We start from the raw sequence: 19,004 nt of genomic DNA on the forward strand, positions 1-19,004 counted from the left end.
AGTGAGGGACGCCGGCTGAAACCTCTCACGCGACAACTACCTTGACGCTCACCGGTCCTTGGTTCTTCTTGATGAGAGCGAGCACTCGGCCGAGCCGTCCTTCGGAGACCTTGGTTTCCCCCTGCGGTCAAGCTGGACAACCGTGGCCACTTAGGCCGATCCTCCGACCCCGGCGGCCAAGCGGCCTCGCTGACCAGCTTCAAATAGGACCCCGTTCGTGAGCGCTCTCCAGAAGATCCTCGACCAGTTCCGTGCCGTCGCCGTCACGCCCCGCGAGCGTGGCACCTACTTCGAAGAGCTGACCGTCGCGTACCTCAAGAACGAACCCGCGTACCGAGAGCTGTACCGTAGTGTCGAGACCTACGCTGCCTGGGCCGAGCGCCACAATCTCGACAAGCGCGACGTGGGGATCGACCTGGTGGCGGAGACCGTCACGGACGAGGTCCATGCCATCCAGTGCAAGCTGTACGCGCCCGACTACCGCATCCAGAAGGCCGACATCGACAGCTTCTTCACGGCAGCGGGCAAGAAGCCGTTTACGCACCGGATCATCATCAGCACGACGGTCCTGTGGAGCGAACACGCTGAGGAAGCACTCCGCAACCAGCACATCCCAGTAACGAAAATCGACCTGGCCACTCTCGAGAACAGTTCTATCGATTGGGCGCAGTTCGCCCCGCGAAAGAAGCTTGTCCTCAGGGCGAAGAAGCAACCCCTTCCGCACCAGAAGACAGCCCTCAAAGCGGTGCTCGCCGGGCTCAAAGAACACGACCGCGGCAAGCTCATCATGGCGTGCGGCACGGGAAAGACATTCACCAGCCTGAAGATCGCCGAGGAAGTTGCTGGCGAAGGCAAGCGCGTACTGTTCCTCGTCCCGAGTCTTGCGCTCCTGTCGCAGACCCTCACTGAATGGACGCAGGAGAGCCAAACGCGCCTCCAGAGCTTCGCCGTCTGCTCCGATTCGGACGTGGGAAAGAAGCGCAGCAAGGACGACGACGTCGTCCAGACGCTTGTTCACGAACTCCAGTATCCGGCGACCACGAGCGCCTCGCGGCTCGCGACGGAAATGAAGAAGCGCCATGACGCCAAACACATGAGCGTCGTGTTCTCGACCTACCACTCCATTGATGTGCTGCACGAGGCTCAGAAGGAGCACGGACTTCCCAAGTTCGACCTCATCATTTGCGACGAGGCGCACCGCACGACTGGTGCCAAGTTCGAGGATGAGCAGGAGAGCCACTTCATCAAGGTTCACGACGATAAATACATCCGCGGGAACAAGCGCCTGTATATGACGGCGACCCCGCGGATTTATGGCGACACAGCTAAGGCCACTGCCGAGCGGGACAACGTCGCCCTCTGCTCGATGGACGACGAGAGGCTGTACGGACCGGATCTTCACGTCCTCACGTTTTCTGAGGCGGTGAAACGAGGACTGCTCGTTGATTATAAGGTCATCGTACTTGCCATCGAGGAGTCGCACGTCAGCCGTCGGATACAGAATCTCTTGAAGGACTCGAATAACGAGCTACGAGTCGACGACGCCGCGAAAATCGTAGGCTGCTGGAAGGCGCTCTCAAAGCAGGGACTACTCGAAGAGATCACCGACGACACCGGCCCGATGAAGCGGGCGGTTGCGTTTTGCCAAGTCATCGAGCGCCAGAAGGGAGCCAAGGTCCACAAGGTCGGATCGAAAAACATCGCCGAGATGTTTCAGGCGGTGGTCGAAGCCTACCAGGAGGGTGGAACGGCACCCAGCGATGATGCTGCGTCGACGCATCTGCGGTGCGAGGCGCAGCACGTCGACGGCAGCATGAACGCCTCCGAGAAGGAGGCGAAGATCAGCTGGCTCAAGGCAGAGACGCCCGACGACACGTGCCGCATCTTGAGCAACGTGCGCTGCTTGTCCGAGGGCGTCGACGTGCCAGCCCTCGACGCCGTTCTCTTCCTCACGCCCCGCAACTCGCAGGTGGACGTCGTGCAGTCGGTCGGGCGCGTGATGCGGAAACCTGCGGACAGCAGCAAGAAGCGCGGGTACATCGTTCTCCCCGTCGTCATCCCCGCGGGGGTCGAGCCTCATGACGCCCTGAACGATAGCCAGACGTACAAGGTCGTGTGGCAGGTCCTTCAAGCCCTGCGGTCTCACGACGACCGCTTCGACGCGATGATCAACAAGCTTGAGCTCGAAGCAAAGGACCTTACAAAGATGGAGGTCATCGCGATTACCGACAAGATCGCGAAGCGCTCAAGTTCAAAGAAAGACGACGCGAAGAAGGAGGCCGCAAAGCGGGCGGCGAAGGGCGGGCACACCATCGGGGTAGCAGAGAACCCGATTAGGTACCCCGTACAGGATGAACTCGAGTTCGAGATTGGCGAGATCGAGCACGCCATCTACGCAAAGCTCGTCCAGAAGGTGGGTAACCGTCAACACTGGGAGGAGTGGGCAAAGGACATCGCGAAGATTGCCCGCACGCACATCGACCGCATCACCGGAATCCTTGAGAACGAAGGCAACACGCGAGAGCGCGATGCGTTCGCACGTTTCGCAGAGGAACTGCGCGATGACCTGAACGACAGCATCACGGACGGCGAGATTGTCGAGATGCTCGCCCAGCACCTCGTCACCAAGCCGGTATTTGATGCCCTCTTTTCGGGCTACAGCTTCGCGACCGAGAACCCGATATCACGCGCGATGCAGGGGGTACTCGATGTGCTCCAGGATCATCGTCTCGGCAAGGAGTCGAGCACGCTTGAGGCATTCTACGAATCAGTGAAAATGCGCGCCGAGGGAATCGAGAGCGCCCAGGGCAAGCAGAAGATTATCGTCGAGCTGTACGACAAGTTCTTCCGCAACGCATTCCCGAAAATGTCGGAGCGGCTCGGTATCGTCTACACGCCGGTCGAAATTGTCGACTTCATCCTGAAGAGTGTCGATCACCTCCTCCGCACCGAGTTCGGACAGACGCTCGGCAGAGAGGGCGTACACATTCTTGACCCGTTCACCGGCACTGGCACCTTCATCACGCGGTTGATCCAGAGTGGGCTCATCTCGAAGGAGGAGCTGTCGCAGAAATACGCGAAGGAGATCCACGCGAACGAGATCGTGTTGCTCGCCTACTACATCGCCGCAATCAACATCGAGGCCGCGTACCACGGGATCTTCGGCGGAAAGTACACGCCCTTCGAGGGAATCTGTCTCACCGACACCTTCCAGCTCTACGAGAGGGACGACCTCGTTTCACGCGTGCTGAAGGACAACAGCAAGCGACGCACGCGGCAGAAGAAGCTCGACATTCGGGTGATTGTTGCGAATCCGCCGTACTCGGTGGGGCAGAAGGATGACAACGACGATGCTGCCAATATCCGTTACCCGCGTTTGGATGCTCGCCTCCAAGCGACCTACGTGAGTCGATCAACTGGCAATCCCAGGAGTCTTTACGACAGCTATGTCAGGGCCATCCGCTGGGCCAGCGACCGCGTAGGGACCAGCGGTGTCATCGGCTTCGTGACGAATGCGGGATTCATAGACGGCAAAGCTGCTGACGGCTTGCGCAAGTGCCTCGCTGAGGAGTTCAGCAGCATCCATGTCGTTCACCTTCGGGGCAACCAGCGCACATCCGGCGAGCTCTCGAAGAAGGAGGGCGGCAAGATTTTCGGGAGCGGCAGCCGAGCGCCAATCGCCATTTCACTGTTTGTAAAAAAACCGGCATCCAATGGGAATGGGAAGATATACTTCCATGACATTGGCGACTATCTCAGCCGAGACGAAAAGTTGGGAAAGATCAGTTCCTTCGGGAGCATCGCCGGTATCGCTGAGCAAGTTGGTTGGAAGACCATCACCCCTGATGTTCATGGAGACTGGCTCGCTCAGCGCGAGGCCGGCTTCGAGAAATTCATCTCGATGGGCGACAAGTCAACCCAGGCCGCCGCAGTGCTCTTTGCCGACTATTCAAGTGGAGTTAAGACCAACCGGGATGCGTGGGCATACAATGCGTCGAGAAAGACAATGCTCCACGCCATGGCTCGCATGATCGCCTTCTACAACGACGTTGTAGATGAAAAGATCACGAGCAACATCAACGACAGCTCCAAGATTGGCTGGTCGTGGGTGCTTCGCCGGAGACTCGAGAAGGGCCTGCGTGGCAGCTTCTCTGACGCGAAAGCAATCATTTCCCTATACAGGCCCTTCGAAAAGCGTTGGCTGTATTACGACGGCTTCTTTAATGAGAACCGCTATCGAATGACGCGTCTGTTTCCTGAAGGGAGAGAAGACAACCGCCTGATCGTCGTAAAGCAGCGCTGGAGCGGCCTCGGACAATTGGCCTTGATGGCAGATCGAGTCGTGGACGTGCAGTCGGATGGGGGAACCCAATGTTTCCCTCTCTACCTCTATGACGGCCGCGAGGACGCGGACGAGGGCGACAAGTCGCAGAGCCAGCTCTTCGCCGCTGCCAAGAGGGCGCCTACTACTGGCCTCTCGCGACGGGACGGGATCACCGACGTGGGCTTGGCCCACTTCCTGGCTGCCTATCCCGGCGAGACCATCACGAAGGAAGACATCTTCTACTACGTCTACGGCATTCTCCACTCGGCCGACTACCGCGAGAGATACGCTGACAACCTTGGCAAGGAACTCCCCCGTATTCCCCGCGTGAAGAAGGCCGGTGACTTCTGGGCGTTCAGTCGCGCCGGCCGCACGCTCGGCGAACTCCACGTTGGGTTCGAGCAGGTCAGCGAGTACCCAGCTCGTATCGAAGGCCCCGCCAAACCCACCGGAGCGAGCTACCGAGTCGAGAAGATGAAATTCGGCAAGGGTAAGGACAAGAGCGTCATCCACTACAACGACTTCATCACTGTTCGCGACATCCCGCTGGACGCTTACGAGTACGTCGTGAATGGCAAGTCGGCGATTGAATGGGTGATGGAGCGGCAAGGCGTTACCACCGACAAGGCGAGCGGCATTGTGAAGGACGCGAACGCCTGGGCGAACGAGACTGTCAGAGACCCGCGTTATCCGCTATCCCTGCTGCTGCGCGTCATCACTGTGAGCCTTGAGACGATGAAGATCGTCAATTCTCTCCCTGAGCTGGAGATTCTTGACGAGAGCGCTTCGTCAATCGGACCGAGCGCCTCGGTTGCCTGAAACAACCTAGCGCTTTGGCGGCGTTCGGAGCTCGGGGCCTAGTCCTAATGAACGGCCAGGAGCTCGCCTGCGTCCTCCATGGCGTCAACCATATCTGCGAGATGCTCCGGCGGAAAATCCGCCGGGCAGCAGAGACTGGGGGCGTCTTCTTCCGTCCTTACATCGACGGGTGAGGCAAAGCTTGCTGCGCCCGCGGAACCGGATCAGAATTAAGCGAGAGGTCCCCTCCATGCCCGTCGACTTCGCCGCGAAGGTATTGGCCGTCCTTTCCGAGCACGGAGCCGTGACGCGGATTCAGCGGATCGAGAACGCGCCAGAGTCCGGTTACCACGTCTACGCGGTCTTCAACGGTCCCGACGTGCTCCAGATCGGGCACGGCAAGGATGGGCGGATGCGGAGCTGCATGCGCGGTGCGCTGGCGAAGCGCCACAACAAGGCATTTATTTGCGCTCTCGGAGAGAAGGTGCTCGGGAGGCGGAACGAGTACGCGTTCATCGAGGTCGATTCGAAGGAACAGGCGGAGCGGATCGAAGAGCACGTGCACGCGCAGTTCGGGATCCGCACCAACGACGATGCGGCCTGCTTGATTTCCGGCCTGACAGATGTGGGGCCGGTCTCCGTCGAGCGCGTGAACCGCTGGCTCTGGCAGGAGGTGGTGGGCCTCTCGGCCTATCGCAACTTGTCGCCCGGCCGAAAGGTGATGGCTGAGGAGCTGATGGACCTCGTGACCTGGTGCACGGTTCGAGAACGTGGGCCGGGGAGGAATCGGCTGACCGCTCAGGGGGACCTGCTCGAAGGGCACACCCTTGCGAAGCTCGACAAGGCGCATCTCATCCACATCTTCCAGGAACTCACGGACGACTACCTGCGGTACGGCAGCCACAAGCTCACGGACGAGGCATTCCGGGCCCGTGAGCAGGGCTACCAGTACGCTCCCAGGGGTGCGAGGTTCGAGATCGTGCTCGAGGGTGCGGTGGGTCGGCGCGTCGTCATGCCAGTGGCACCTGTCAGGCCGGCGGCACCTGCCACGCCGGGGGCACCTGTCGCGGCGCGGGTCAACGGAGCGCGGGTCCTCTCCCAGAAGTCCCGGCTCGAGTTCAGGCTCACCGAGCTCGACGGGCTCGCGCCGGACAGATGGATCGAGTTCAGGATCTTCAATTCAGGGACCAACAGCGATCCCCGCCGCATCGACGTCGTGTTCTGTTGCCAAGTGCGGGACGTCTACAGCTTCTTCGACGTCGACCAGGACGTGGACTGGAACGAGAACGGGAAGCACAGTTGGTCGAGGTTTCCCCAGTGGGCCATGAGATACGTCGTTCCTGGCGGGATCGTCGGTTAGGCTCCGAGTACCGAGAGACGTCGAAGGATTTGAGCTTCAACGCATCGGCGCTCGTCGAGCTACTGCGGATCACTGTCAAGATCCCCATCGGTCAAGCTCCCCATCGCGCCGACCGACTCGATGTGCGGCTCGCGAGTCCGGGAACTCGCAGCCCGGAAGATTCGCCCAGCCCTGCACCCCGCCCGGCGAGAAAGGCGGCCCGGAGACGGCAGGTATCCGTCCGTTCAGTGACGTGGCGTAAGCCGTTGAAGACGGACGAGGTCCGTGCCCGACAGAGGCCGGGGCCGGAGGTGTGTTCAGGAAGCGGGTTGGGGGTGTGACTCGGGCGGGCCGGTGGTCTGCCGACGCTTCCACTCGTGAGGCAGCAGCTCCGCGATGCGCGAGTTGGGATGCGTCTGGACGCGGAGCAGGACGTCAGCCAGGTATGCCTCAGGGTTGACGCCGTTGGCCTCGCAGGTGGCCACCAGGGTATAGAGGCCCGCGAGGTTCTCACCCGCAGCTTCGTGCCCGACGAAGAGAAAGTTCTTCCTGCCGAGGGCAATGAGAGTTTCATTGTGCGTCACCTCTTCGGGGCGTTGTCGACCGCTTCACGCGACGGCGGGGCTTGCTCGCGCCGCGAGGGCTCCTACGTCGCTTGTGGACGGCCTCAAGCACGTGTGTCGCTCGCAGGTCCTCCGCTCGAATCTGCCACGGAGCATCCGGCATCACCTGCTTGGCGGGGAGAAGCCCACACTGGATGAGTTTTCGAATGGCTTGGTTCGGCACGCCGAGGGCTGCGGCAGCATCCCGCATGGTGAGCCAGCCGCTGTCCTGCCGGCCAGAGGCGTAGGCTGGAATTCGGGCCGTCCGTCGGTACGCAGCGACGCGCCTATGGGTCCACGCAAGGCCGTGGCCAGTTCGGTGGCCCGCCTGGTTGAGACGTACCGCCATGGCCGCGTCCGACTGCTCGCCAGCCATCGCACGAATCATCGCATCGGCGTTGGCGGAGGCACGCTTGCGGTGCTCTCCCGTGGCGGGCTTGCGTGCTCGCACCTCTGAGTGCTGCCCACCCCGCCAGTGAATGATGAGCACCAGCTCTCGGCGAGCATCGTCGATGTCGACGACTACCTCCTCAATCAGGGTACGCACCAGTCGCTGCTTCAAGGCGGCATCCGCCCCTGAGGCGTCCCATGCTGTGCGCAGGTCGCCTGCCAAACGTAACAGCGCTTCGCGGTCCGGGACGGAGGCAGACGAAGGCTCCCGCTCACTGACGCGCTGCTCGCATGCACGCAGTTGCGTGAGTGCCGCATTCCATCGCGCTTCCAACTCGGCGGCGACGAGTCGATTGTCCGGGTCAACGGCTTCGTAGCGACGCTGTGCGAGACGCACCTCGTAGTTCGCCTGCTCCTTCTCGAGTTCGAGGGCGCGCCGCCGCTCGGCGTGTTGCTGCTGGGCAAGGTCCATGGCGGCTATTGCTGCTTCCACGGCGACGGGAGCGACGGCTCGCAGCACCTCGGCCGCAACGAGGTCGTCCGGCCGAGAGGAGCCGAAGGAGATGCAGGGCGCGGTGCCGTGGGCCTCCCGGCCCCGGTGACAGAGGTAGCGCGCGCGGCGCGGCGGACGCCCGGTGTACGCCACGAGGAGCATGCGCCCACAGCGGCGGCAACGCAGCAGGCCCGAGAGCAGGGCTCCTCCGCCTCTTGCCGACTTCGCGCTGCCAGCAGGGCGGCGGTGCGCGTTGCGCCGCAGGCGTTCCTGGTTGCGCTCGAACTCTTCCCAGCAAATGTAGCCTGCATGATGGTCTCTCAGCAGCACCGTCCATAGGTGCATGGGACGGGGGTGCCCGTAGCTCTTCGTAAGGCGCCCCTCGACAAGCTGGGTGCGCTGGGTCGACTTCCCATACGCATACACGCCTGCGTAGACAGGATTCTGTAACACGCTGATGATGTTGCGGTAGGTCGGTGGCGTCCAGCACCTGGGTGCCCCCCACCGCTTGCCATCGCTCGGCCGTGGGAACAGGTGGCGCTCACGGCACATGGACAGATGCACCTGCCGTGCGCTCTCCAGGCGCGCGAAGAGTCGGAATACCGTACGGATGGCTTCCTGCACGCGCCGGTCCGGGTCTATTTCCAAGGCAGGCCCCTGGGCCCACAGGTAACCGACCGGCACGGGAATATGGAGTTCCCCGCGCCGTGCCTTGGCCTGCGCTCCGTCGATGAGCCGGCGGCGCATCAGGGTCAGCTCGAATTCACTGATGGTCCCCTTCAGTCCGAGGAGTAGCCGGTCATTCGGCACGCTCGGGTCATAGGCACCGTCGCCGTCGACCACGCGAGCATCCACAAGGCCACACAACTCCAGGAGGTGGTGCCACTCACGACCGTTGCGCGCCAGCCGGGAAGCCTCCAGGCAGAAGCCGGCTCCGACGCGGCCCTGGCAAAGTTGTGCTACCAGCGCCTCGAAGCCCGGACGGGCGATCGTCCCGCTGGCCGAGCGGCCAAGGTCTTCATCGATGGTGACGACGTCACGGAATCCGTAGGCGCGCGCCAGGTCAGCGAGCGCATACTGGCGGCGCTGACTCTCCACGTTGTCCTGAACCTGCGCGACGGTGGATTGACGGACGTAGACGATGGCGCGCCGCTGCAGGACCGTCTCCGGCAACTCAGTACGGTTCATCGCCGGCCTCCGTCGCGGCGCCGGCGCCGCGGCTTGGCGGAGGCACCGTGCGCAGCAGGAGCTGCGCGAGCAGCAGTACCACTTGGTGGTGCTGCTCTTCGGTGACCCGGGGACTCGGCGCCCTTCCGAGCGGGAGCGAGAGCTGTTTCGGCTTCCTTTCCTGGTGGTTGGCCATGCGCGACCTCCACCCTCAAGCCTGAGGTGGTTGCCGACGCGTGCTCGGATGCCTGCGCGTCGAGCAACCGGCGCAAATCGCGAAGTGCCTCCAACGAAACCCGCGGAATGCCGAAAGTCAGCGTCGCGCAAGCCGCCCGCTCCAGCATCCAGGCGGGGACAACCGCTCGCGAGCCATCAAGCAGTTCGCAAATAGCGACTTGCTCTCCTTTGCGATGTTCTCGGTACAGGACTGGAACCTGCTGGCCCACCAAGGGGTGCCATTGGTATTGGACCTGGGCAACTTCCGCGATGCTTACGGCAGAATGAACGGGGCGTTGCCGCTTTTCTCAGAGCCGCCTCGGAGCGGCTGTTGTCCAAAGGCAGTCGCGCGTCGTCGAGGAAGCGCGTCAGCGCGTCCCATTGCTTCGTCGCGTAGGAGAGGGCCTGCCCCATGGGACTCTTCGGCGGGTGGAGCGGCGTCTGGACTGCGAGCCACGTCGACAGACGCGCGAGAATGCGAGTGCTGGACTCCTGGCGCAGCGCGCGGTGCGCGGCGGTACCCACGAGGTCCGCGTCCCGCGCCTGCGCTTCCACGCGGTAGAGCTCGAGGATGAGGTCCATCGCCTCCCGGGCTTCAGGCGCGGTGGACAGCGCCTCGAAGAAGCGACGACGCAGGTGGGCCTAGCAGCCGACGCGCGTGCGGCCCTCCGGCAGCGTCACCGCGTTGTAGCCAGTGTACCCGTCCACCACGAGCGCGCCCGTGGTGCCTCCCAGCACGTCCTTGGGCGTCTTGCCCGCGCGCCCCAGGCTGAAGCGGTAGCCGATGAGCCACTCTCCCTGGGGCGTCTGGGTGAGGAATGTCCACAGGTAGCCCCGGCGCGTCTTCTTCACGTCCAGCACGCGCAGTGGCGTCTCGTCGGCCCACACCACCTCCGCAGAGGCGATGCACTGCAGCAGGTGCGAGGACAACGGTAGCAGCACCTCGGCGGACTGGTGGAAGAGGTCCGTCAGCGTGCTGCGGCTCATGGGGACCCCGCCGCGCTCCATCCGCTGAGCCAGCCGGTGCAGGGGCATGGCGTCCGCGCACTTGGAGACGACGACGTGGGCCAGGAGACCCGGCCCGTACTCGCCCTTGTCCACCACCTTGGGCGGCGCGGGCGCGGTGACGACACCTCGGCCGCAGGCGCACGCCAGGACCTCTTGCTCGTGCACCTGCTTCTCGAAGAAGGCCGGCACGTACTCGTACACCACCGTCCGGCGCCCCTCTCCCAGGGGCTTGAGGGCCTCGCTGCCGCACGCTGGGCAGCGCCGCTCCTCGGCGGGCACCTCGTGCGGGACTTCGCGCTCCACGGCCCCGGCGGCCTTACGGGCCGCGCGCTCGCGTCGCGTCTGCAGTGCGCTCGCGGCCCGGGCCGCCTCGTCCTCCGGGCTGGTGGACGACGGCTTCAGTTCCTTTGCCACCGGAGGCAGCTTTTCCGTCTTGCGGCCGAAGACGCGCCGCTCCAGCGCCGCCATCTTCGCCTCCAGCGACGTCATCCGTTCGCGAAGCTCTTCGGCTTCCTCGCGCCAGGGACAGAAGTGGTCTTGGGGCAGCTCGCGGGGCACCTGGTACCAACACCTCGCGGCGCCACGGCCTGTCCTCGCGCTACGAGGACGTGCGCCCGGGTGGCGTCCAGACGGGCGAGCGTTTGACGTCGGTGACATCCATGCCGCCCAGCAGCATCGCCAACTGCGTCGCGTCCAGGTGCACCGCGCTCGCGTCCGCGTCCACCTTCGGCAGCCGGAAGCGGCCCGTCTCCAGTCGCTTGTACAGCAGCACGAAGCCTCCCCGACTCCACGTCAGCACCTTGATGCGGTCGCCCCGCCTCGAGACGAAGGCGAAGAGGTGGCCGGAGTAGACGTCCTCGCCCCAGGCGGACTTCACCAGCGCCATGAGGCCGTCAATCGACTTGCGCATGTCCACCGCCTCGGTGGCCAGCACCACGCGCACGGACGCCGGAAGCGTGAACACGCGCTCACCCGCCCAGCGCGGTGACGAGCCGGGCGACGTAATCGACGTCGGCGCCCGCGGGGAACCGCAACCTGGCTCCGCTGGCCAGCGCCACCTCGAGCAGCACAGGACTCACCTGCGCGACGGCCGATACCTCCACCGGCAGCAGGCGCACCTCCTGCGCCTTCCGGGGGCGCTGACGTCGGCGCCGGTATACCCACGACTGCAGCGTGCTCAGCCTCAACCCTCGCTGTGCGGAGAACTCCTTCTGCGTCAGGCCGCTCGCCTCGAAGGCCTCGGCGACCTGGAACCACTCCTGCTTCTCAGCCGGCTTCGACATTCCGGCCAGGGTCCACCACGACTGATACCCCGGCAATGCCTCCCGCCACGTCGCTCGCCGGACGGTTACGCCGCGCCTGCGCGTCCTCGCCCTTCAGTCGGGCATTCTCGAGGGCGAGGGCTTCGAGACGCTGGCCCCCTGTGTCAGGGAGTTTGACGGGCACTCCGGTCATGGCCTCAACCGTGGAAGTCGAAGATGTCGACGGCTTCCTTGAGGACGTTGAGCGCGGCATCTCGCTGCGATGACGTGGTCTCGGCGGGCAGGACGATGTTCATTCGCAAGGGAATGCCCTCCGCCGTGAAGGAGCCATCGAGCACCAGGGGAATGATGTTCCCCGGGTCCTGGCTACCCTGTGGCAGGTGCCTGGCGATGTTGTCCAGCCGCAGCAGAGTGGGGCGTGAAGCCTTTGCATTCCGGTCCTTGGTGACGCGCTCCAGCCGGTAGACGAAGGGGAACAGGTTCCGGATGCGGCTGTCGAACTCCTCCAGTTTCGACATGACGAGGTGCCCCCGCTCGTCCACGCCCACCTTCATCGGCTCCTGCTTCTTCGCCTCAGGCAGCGTCTGGAGCTTGCCCGTCTTCCTGCGCGCCTCCGTGAGGGCCTTGAGTTCCTCGTCGTAGTCTGCGCGCGGTTGTTGCCCCAGCCGGCGGACGCGCTGAAGCCACAGTTCCGCGGTGAGCGGCTGCTGGAGCCGGACCCGAGCATGCCGGGCACAGCGCACCCCGAAGTCCTCCAGCAACACCACGTCGAGGTGGTTCTCCGAATAGTAGCGGGCTAGGGCCTCGAAGGTCGCAGTGGCGGCATCCGCCTCGCGGAACAGGTCCTCCCGGGCCACCTCTCGCAGCAACGGCACCAGCGCGGGACTCGCCGGCGGCTGGGCCAGGGCCGAGGCCAACTGGCGAATCAGGCGAGCCCCCTCCTGGGGGAACTTCACCCGGTACTCCTTCAAGACGGCCGGAATCTGCTGCGCCCCCTTGCCCAGCTCCGGCGTCGTCCTCATGAGGACGACCCACTTGTCCAACCACTGGGTGTCCCAGGGAACTGGCTGATTGGCCTGCGCCAGGGCATCCGCAGCATCCCCCAGCAGCGTCACGTAGTCCGCGCCCTTGCGCTCCCCGGCCGGGATGGACGACAGGGTCTGCCCGAAGAGGCGAATCGCGTCATCCTCCCGGTTGTCTAGGAAGGCGTCTCCCGCCTTCTCCCGAAGCTCCTTCCAGGTGTGCGGCTCAAGCACCGTTTCCAAGCTGCCCCTTACCTCCGAGGCGGATGGACGCTGCTCAGGGTCGCGAGAGAGCATCAGCAGAAGCAGGCTGGCTAGCCGAGTGGGCATGCGTGCTTCTTCCAGCAGGCGCTCCAGCCGCTCCGGTGTGCTGAACGCCTCACGCGGCTCGCACCCCGTCAGCACCCGGAGGAACAACGCCCCCAGCGAGTAGATGTCCGCGGGAGGGGTACGCCGGCCGCCCAGCGCCTTTTCCGGCGCGATGTAGCCGGGTGTGCCGAGGGCAGTCGTGCCGTCCTGGACGGGCTGCGTGTCGAACCCGGCGATGCCGAAGTCGATGAGGGTGGGTTCCCAGACCCCCATCTGCTGCGCCACCATGATGTTCCTGGGAGACAGGTCCTTGTGGACGATGTTCTCGGCGTGGCAGGCGCCAACGGCGTCGACAATCTTTTTCAGCAGGTGGACCTGGGCGACCACGTCGCCGCCAGGAAGAATCGTCTGCGCCGACGCGGGCTTCGTTCCCAGGACGGACTCCAGCGTCTCGCCATTGATGTAGTTGAGGACCACGACTCCACCGTGGCGATCGTCGATGCTGGCCCCCAGGAAGCCGACGACGTTCGGGTGGCGGATGCGGGACAGCACCTTCTTCTCCCGCTCGATGCGCTCGTGCAGCCCCACCGTGCCCTCAGGGTAGATGCGAAGCACGACGTCGTGCCCGCCTTCCTGCACGTTCTCCGCGAGCCAGATTTCCGCCTCTCCGCCCTTGTCCAGGAACTTGCGCTTCCGGTACCGCCCCAGCACCAAGTCCGGGTCCGGGCGAGAGGTGACGGGCTGGAGCTTCACCTTCTCCGGATCCAGCGCGGCGAGCTGCCGGCACAGCCACTCCCCACGAAGGTAGTGGCGCCCCCCTTCACGGGTCTGGATGAGGCCCATCTGGGCCAGCTCATCCAACTGGCGCTGAGGCTCTCCCGGCTCGAACTCCACGCTGTTGCGCTGGAGCCACGCATCCACGTCCGTGATGCGGACGTAGCCATCGAAGTCGCCCCGCTCATTCAGGGTCGAGGCCACCGCGCGCAGCACGGTGAGCTGGCGCAGCGTCGCTGCACCATCGTCCTCGTCCTCGTGGAGCATGTACTTGACGAACTCGGCGAGCCGCCCCGTCTGGGCATCGTCGTCCAGCAGGAGCGCGTCCGCATCCGCCACCGTGCACCAGCTCCGCTGCTGGTGCCGCAACATCTCCACCAGGAGGCCGCCCAGTCGATTCAGCACATAAGGATTGCCGCCGCTCAGGCTGATGAGCCGCCGGCGCGTGCGCCCGTCCAACTCCAGGGGAACCCGCTCGCGCAGGTAGCGGTCCGCCTCCTCGTTGGTCAGTTCCTTGACCTCGAAGGACTCCACGGCATTCGCCAAGTCGGTGGACTCCTGGACGAGCCCCTTGAGGCTCTGCAGGCCGCTCAGGACGAAGGCGACCTCTAGCTTGCCGCTGCGCTCATTGAAGTGCCGCAAGGCCGCCAGCAGCGCTAGGCGCTCCTGCTTGGAGCCCAGACCGGCAATCCACTTCTGGAACTCGTCGAGCAGCAGCAGGACCCGCGTCTTCTCCTTGAGCGACTCCGAGAGCCGGTCGAACCAGTGCAGGAAGCGCTGGGACATCTCGTCCGCCCGGCTCAGGTCCGTCACGTTCATCGCGGCCGCGTCCACCCCGCTGCGGGCCAGCGCCTCCACCAGCAGCTCGGACAGCGTCGAGAACGCGGTGGCGGCCGTGGTCATCCGTGGTCCGTTCCACACGTGGCGGCGAACGGAGAACAGCTTCTGTATCTCCCGGTCTCCCTCCAGCGAGGCGCAGATGGAGCTCTTTCCGCGCCGCCGCCGGCCGAAGATGACCGCGCGCACGGCCCGGCCCTGGCGCAGCCGCCCCCGCAATTTCTTGAAGCACGTCTGCACGGACGAGGACGACAGCCGGAAGGTCTTCTCGTCGTTGAGGTCGACGGGCTCGCCGTTGAAGCCCGTGATTTCCGCCTCCGCGAGCGCCCGCTCCTCGAACCGCAGCGGCAGCACGTAGCTCTCATCCTGCCCGCCGCCGAACCACGAGGAGCGAAGGGACAGCCGCAGCTCGCTGAACTGCTCCGCCTTGTCCGGGTCCAGCTCGAGCCGGCAGGCGATGACCACCGAGGACGTGTCCTCCAGGTTCTGGTCGCTCAGCCACGAGACGTGGAGCTCGGTAGGGGCGGAGCTGATGGGCGAGTCGCCCTTGGCGGGCCGACTCACCAGGATGCTGATGCCCCCCACGGCGGCGTCGCCGCCATTGCGCACGCGGATGGGGACTTCCACGAACCTAGCGCCGGGAGTGAGGGACAGGCCCTTCTCCGCGGCCTTGGGCAGCGCGATACCGGGCTTGGGGGCTGCATTGCTCCCGCGGCCCCGCTCCCAGAGCCTGCTGCCCATCGCCGCGACGAAGTCCGTGACGAGCGGCTGGAGGGACTTCAGCTTGGGCACGTCCGGCCGGGCCCCGCGCCGGGACTGCCGCTCTGCGTCGTCGAGGAAGTCCTCAATCGTTTCGGAGTCTTGGGGCTCGGCCCCGAGCGCCTGGAGGACGGCGTTGCGGCACTCAAGGCTCTTGTCGCGGCCGACGAGCGCCGCAGCGATGCCAATGCCGTCCAGCAGCCGGCGGGCCACGGCGGCCGAGGTCCGCGCTAGGGCGCCCACCGCCTGCGCCAGGGGCAGGTGAAGCCCTGGCGCCACCAGTTCCGCGCAGGCGCGCGCCAGGGCAGGGGACTTGCTCGCGGCCTCCGCGCACTCCAGCAGCCCTCGCTCCAGCTCTGCGGGAGTTCTGGAGGAGAGAACTCCCGCCAGCCGCCTGCGGCCCCGGCCGTCCAGCCGGTCCAGGGCCGCGCAATGAAGAGCCATGGCCGCCACGGCGACGTCGAAGTGCGGGGCCATGGGGTCCTTGCGAACCACCTCCTGGAGCTTCGCCGCCTCTCCCAGGAACTCGAGACATTGCGCCAGGGGCCGTATGGGCGTGTCCGCCCTGGCCACCGAGCCCCACAGGACCAGCAGGTTGCGGGCCGCGGCATTCACGGCGGCGGCGTCGGAGGCCGACGCGGGCACCTGGACGAGCACCGGCTCGTTGGCCCGGCCATCGACGGGCAGGAACGAGGGGACCTCTCCCGTCACTTCGTGGCGTGCTTCCTCGCGCAGACGCCCCAGCAGGCCCGCCGACATGAGCGCCGGGACAGCTCCTGTCACCCGGAAGCGCAGCTCGATGTCGCGCTCCTTGCTCCTAGGCGCGGGCGCCTCCTCGCGCACTCCCGGGGCCTCCACCCTGGAGCCGTTCGCGCGTGCCTTGAGCGTGGTGGCCACGTTCCGGTCGAACTGCTGGATCCTTTCGAGCAGGCCTTGCGCCCCCGCCGACGCGTCAGGCGGGGGGAGCAGCTCGATGGAGCCATCCAGGGAGGCCTCACCGAGCCGCTGGAACAGCGCCTCGACCTGCTTTTCGCACCGGGCGACCTCGGCCTCCAGCGCGGCTGGCAGCTTCGCCAGCCCCATGAGGGTGCAATCGAACGGAGCCACCGTCCCGAGCGACTTGCCCACCGCACTGGCGAGCTGATGGGCTTCCTGCTCCACGGAGGCGGACGCATCCGAGAGGTGCTGGATGCTCTCGGCAATCCGGCTGCCTAGGGTCTGCAACTGCCTGCCCAGGTCCAGCGCGGACCCGAAGGACTCGAGGGAGATGGATGCCAGGGAGCCGGTAGCGTCTTGCAGCCGCGTATTGGCCAGAGCGAGCCGCTCTCTCGTCGGCAGTTTCTCAATGGACGCCCTCAACCCCGCGCAGAGCGCCTGGACACAGGCGCGGTATTCGGCCAGCCGCGCACGGTGGCTCTCCTCGCTGGCGGGCGGAGGGGCCGCGGGGGCCGGGGCCTCTTCCGGCGGCTTGTGCCGCGTGCCAGAAGCGCCCACCGGGCGGCTGGGAGGCTGGAGCGGCCCCGACGGGAGTGCCAGGGGCGACTCCAGGGCGTGGAGGATGCGCTGGATGTCTCCCGAGAGGAACGCGATGAGGACGTTGATGAGGTCCAGCAACTCGTGCGGCGTCTCGTCGCGAATCTTCCTCAGGCTCTCGGCGGAGCGCTTGAGCTGCTCCCATTCGCCGGTTTCGAAGGCTTGGCGCACCCGGCTGAATGCGTTGTGGGCGCGATGGTCCAGGGTCGGGTCCTGCGAGGCGGTCAGGGCGATGCGCTGCAGGGTGCGCACGGCACTAGCCTGTCGCCCCCGGTCGTCGAGCGCCTCCGCCAAGAGTTTCGTGAGTTGGTCCGCGTCCGCGACGAGCCGCTTAAGGGTGGCGCCGTCGGCGCGCTTGGCCTCTTTCCCCAGCAGCCCCGCCTCCTTCGCGACCTGCCGCAGCAGGCTAATACCCAACTGGGCATTCACCTTGCGGAGCACGTCCTTGAGCGTCGTGCGCTCCTGCGCGGACAGGCTCTTGAGCGCGGTGGCGGACTGCATGCTGACCTCCAGGGTACTGGCGGGCACGGAGACCTCTTTACGGGCAGGAGCCGGTGCCGGCTTCGCGGGCAGGGGAGTGGAGTACGCACGCACGGCCCATTCCGGTCCCCGCTCCCTATGTTGGGCGTGGATGAGAGGATAGCGTGCCGCGAACCCGTAAACCCAGCTAGCGCCAGAGGATGCTGTGGGTTGGATTAGACTCACGGCGGTTCCGCCTGTCCTCCTGATGTCCAGGCAGACTGCCGGGTCAAGTCCCGAATCGTGTGTAGTTGTTCGGAGGGGGGTTCGGGGGAGGAATGCTCTTTGGCGGTGTCAAGCAGCGGCAGTGTCTGGGGTTGAGTTGAGCAGGGTCATGTCGAGGTAGCGGCGGTCGTCCCAGATACCAGTCACTTCGAGGGCGACGGCGGTGATGAGACGCAGCGCGCTGGCACGGTCCGGGAAGGCGCCCACGGAGCGGATGCGGCGCTTCACTTCGCCGTGCAGACGCTCCAGGCCGTTGGTGCTGCGCAGGCGCTTCCAGTGGGCCTTGGGGAAGGAGAAGAAGCAGGTGGCGGCGGCGAAGCCCTCGCGCAGGCACTCCATGGCCTCGGGGACCTGGCGGCCCAGTCCGGACTGGAGCGCCTCCAGACGCTTCCTGGCGTCCAGGAGAGAGGGGGCCTCGAAGACGGCCGAGGTCTCCTTGCCGAGGCGTCCTCGCAGGCGCCAGGGAGTTTTGGCGAGGACGTTCCGGGTGAGGTGCACCGTGCAGCGCTGGAGCTGGGCCTCGGGCAGTGCCTGCCGGGCCGCGGCGGCCAGTCCCGCGTGCCCGTCGGCGATGACCAGGCGCACGCCCCTCAACCCTCGCTCGAGCAGTTGGCGCAGCAACTCCAGCCAGGAGTCCTGCGACTCGCTGCCCCCCAGAGTCACGGCCAACAGGTGCCGGTGCCCATCCTCTCCCACGCCGTAGGCCACCAGGGCCGAGACGTTCTGCACCGTGCGCGCCCACCGGGCGTCCAGGAAGGTGGCATCCAGGTACAGGTAGGGGAAGGCCTGGGTGAGAGGCTGGGTGCGAAGGCCCTCCACCTTCTCTTCGAGGGACTTCGTCACTCGGCTCACCGTCGAACGCGAAACCTCCTCCCCCATGAGCGCTCGCGTCACCCGGCCCATCTTCCGCGTGGAGACGCCCTGCACGTATGCGCTGGTAATCGCCTCGTCGAGCTCTTCGCTGCGCCGCTTGTAGCGACCCAGGACGGCCTCCGCCGAGCCGCTGGCCCGCGTCCGGGGCACGGCCACCTCCAGGTGCCCCATGGACGTCAGCAGGCCTCGCAGGTAGCTGCCGTTGCGCTGGTCCTTCCGCCCTGCCACCTGCTGCCAGCGCCCGGCCCCCACCAGCCCTCGAATCTCCTCCTCCAGCAGCATCTCCAGCGTCATGCGGATGGCTCCCAGGAACAGGCCTCGCACGTCGGTGCGCACCTCCTCGTGCGAGGGCGCGGCAAACTCGGTATCGTCCACTTCAGGGAACTCCTCGGCTCCCCTGCCAGGGGGAGACCGTCTCGGTTGGTTTCACCGAGGAGCTTCCCTCTTTCCCGCTCGTCCCTGCTCGCCGACTACACACTTATAGGGACACGACCCTCAGGTTCCTGGACGGGGTCTATCTGGATCCGGTTGATATCTCGGAGCCCCCATCCAAC

General features: G+C 65.5%; 8 protein-coding genes and 2 pseudogenes. 2 read left to right on the forward strand and 8 right to left on the reverse strand.

The window, feature by feature from the left end:
• Nucleotides 1–217: 217 nt before the first annotated feature.
• Nucleotides 218–5,143 carry a DEAD/DEAH box helicase gene (locus tag OWM54_RS28170; RefSeq protein WP_267699511.1) on the forward strand — a complete coding sequence of 1,642 codons (4,926 nt, stop codon included), beginning with the start codon at nt 218–220 and terminating at the stop codon, nt 5,141–5,143.
• Nucleotides 5,144–5,372: 229 nt separating this feature from the next.
• Nucleotides 5,373–6,482 (forward strand): hypothetical protein, encoded by a 1,110-nt coding sequence (locus OWM54_RS28175; RefSeq protein ID WP_267699512.1) that lies wholly within the window; start codon nt 5,373–5,375, stop codon nt 6,480–6,482.
• A gap of 296 nt (nt 6,483–6,778) precedes the next feature.
• Here OWM54_RS28175 and OWM54_RS28180 read toward each other — a convergent pair.
• The 8 genes and pseudogenes from OWM54_RS28180 to OWM54_RS28215 all read right to left on the reverse strand — a co-directional run.
• Nucleotides 6,779–7,021: pseudogene (locus tag OWM54_RS28180) on the reverse strand (transposase domain-containing protein); the annotation flags it as partial.
• A gap of 10 nt (nt 7,022–7,031) precedes the next feature.
• Complete coding sequence (locus OWM54_RS28185) at nt 7,032–9,134, reverse strand: recombinase family protein (protein WP_267699513.1); 2,103 nt, start codon at nt 9,132–9,134, stop codon at nt 7,032–7,034.
• Nucleotides 9,121–9,309 carry a hypothetical protein gene (locus tag OWM54_RS28190; protein ID WP_267699514.1) on the reverse strand — a complete coding sequence of 63 codons (189 nt, stop codon included), beginning with the start codon at nt 9,307–9,309 and terminating at the stop codon, nt 9,121–9,123. Before OWM54_RS28190 ends, OWM54_RS28185 begins: the two co-directional genes overlap by 14 nt.
• Before the next feature lie 176 nt (nt 9,310–9,485).
• Nucleotides 9,486–10,994 (reverse strand): annotated as a pseudogene (gene tnpC / locus OWM54_RS28195) (IS66 family transposase).
• Nucleotides 10,936–11,301: an IS66 family insertion sequence element accessory protein TnpB gene (gene tnpB, locus OWM54_RS28200; RefSeq protein WP_267699515.1), complete on the reverse strand. Its 366-nt coding sequence runs from the start codon at nt 11,299–11,301 to the stop codon at nt 10,936–10,938. Before tnpB ends, tnpC begins: the two are co-directional and overlap by 59 nt.
• A gap of 4 nt (nt 11,302–11,305) precedes the next feature.
• Nucleotides 11,306–11,620, reverse strand: a complete 315-nt coding sequence (tnpA, locus tag OWM54_RS28205) for an IS66 family insertion sequence element accessory protein TnpA (protein WP_267699516.1) — start codon at nt 11,618–11,620, stop codon at nt 11,306–11,308.
• Between the two features lie 176 nt (nt 11,621–11,796).
• Complete coding sequence (locus tag OWM54_RS28210) at nt 11,797–17,361, reverse strand: serine/threonine-protein kinase (RefSeq protein WP_267699517.1); 5,565 nt, start codon at nt 17,359–17,361, stop codon at nt 11,797–11,799.
• Nucleotides 17,362–17,646: 285 nt separating this feature from the next.
• Nucleotides 17,647–18,825: an IS256 family transposase gene (locus tag OWM54_RS28215; RefSeq protein WP_267699518.1), complete on the reverse strand. Its 1,179-nt coding sequence runs from the start codon at nt 18,823–18,825 to the stop codon at nt 17,647–17,649.
• Nucleotides 18,826–19,004 lie beyond the last annotated feature (179 nt).

The organism is Myxococcus sp. MISCRS1, assembly GCF_026626605.1.
GTDB classification, from domain to species: Bacteria; Myxococcota; Myxococcia; order Myxococcales; family Myxococcaceae; genus Myxococcus; species Myxococcus fulvus.

Excerpts from the sequence above, each read along its gene's own strand:
- OWM54_RS28185 (WP_267699513.1), bottom strand. The coding sequence starts at position 9,134 with ATGAACCGTACTGAGTTGCCGGAGACGGTCCTGCAGCGGCGCGCCATC.
- OWM54_RS28190 (WP_267699514.1), bottom strand. The coding sequence starts at position 9,309 with ATGGCCAACCACCAGGAAAGGAAGCCGAAACAGCTCTCGCTCCCGCTC.
- tnpA (WP_267699516.1), bottom strand. The coding sequence starts at position 11,620 with ATGTCGAAGCCGGCTGAGAAGCAGGAGTGGTTCCAGGTCGCCGAGGCC.
- OWM54_RS28175 (WP_267699512.1), top strand. The coding sequence starts at position 5,373 with ATGCCCGTCGACTTCGCCGCGAAGGTATTGGCCGTCCTTTCCGAGCAC.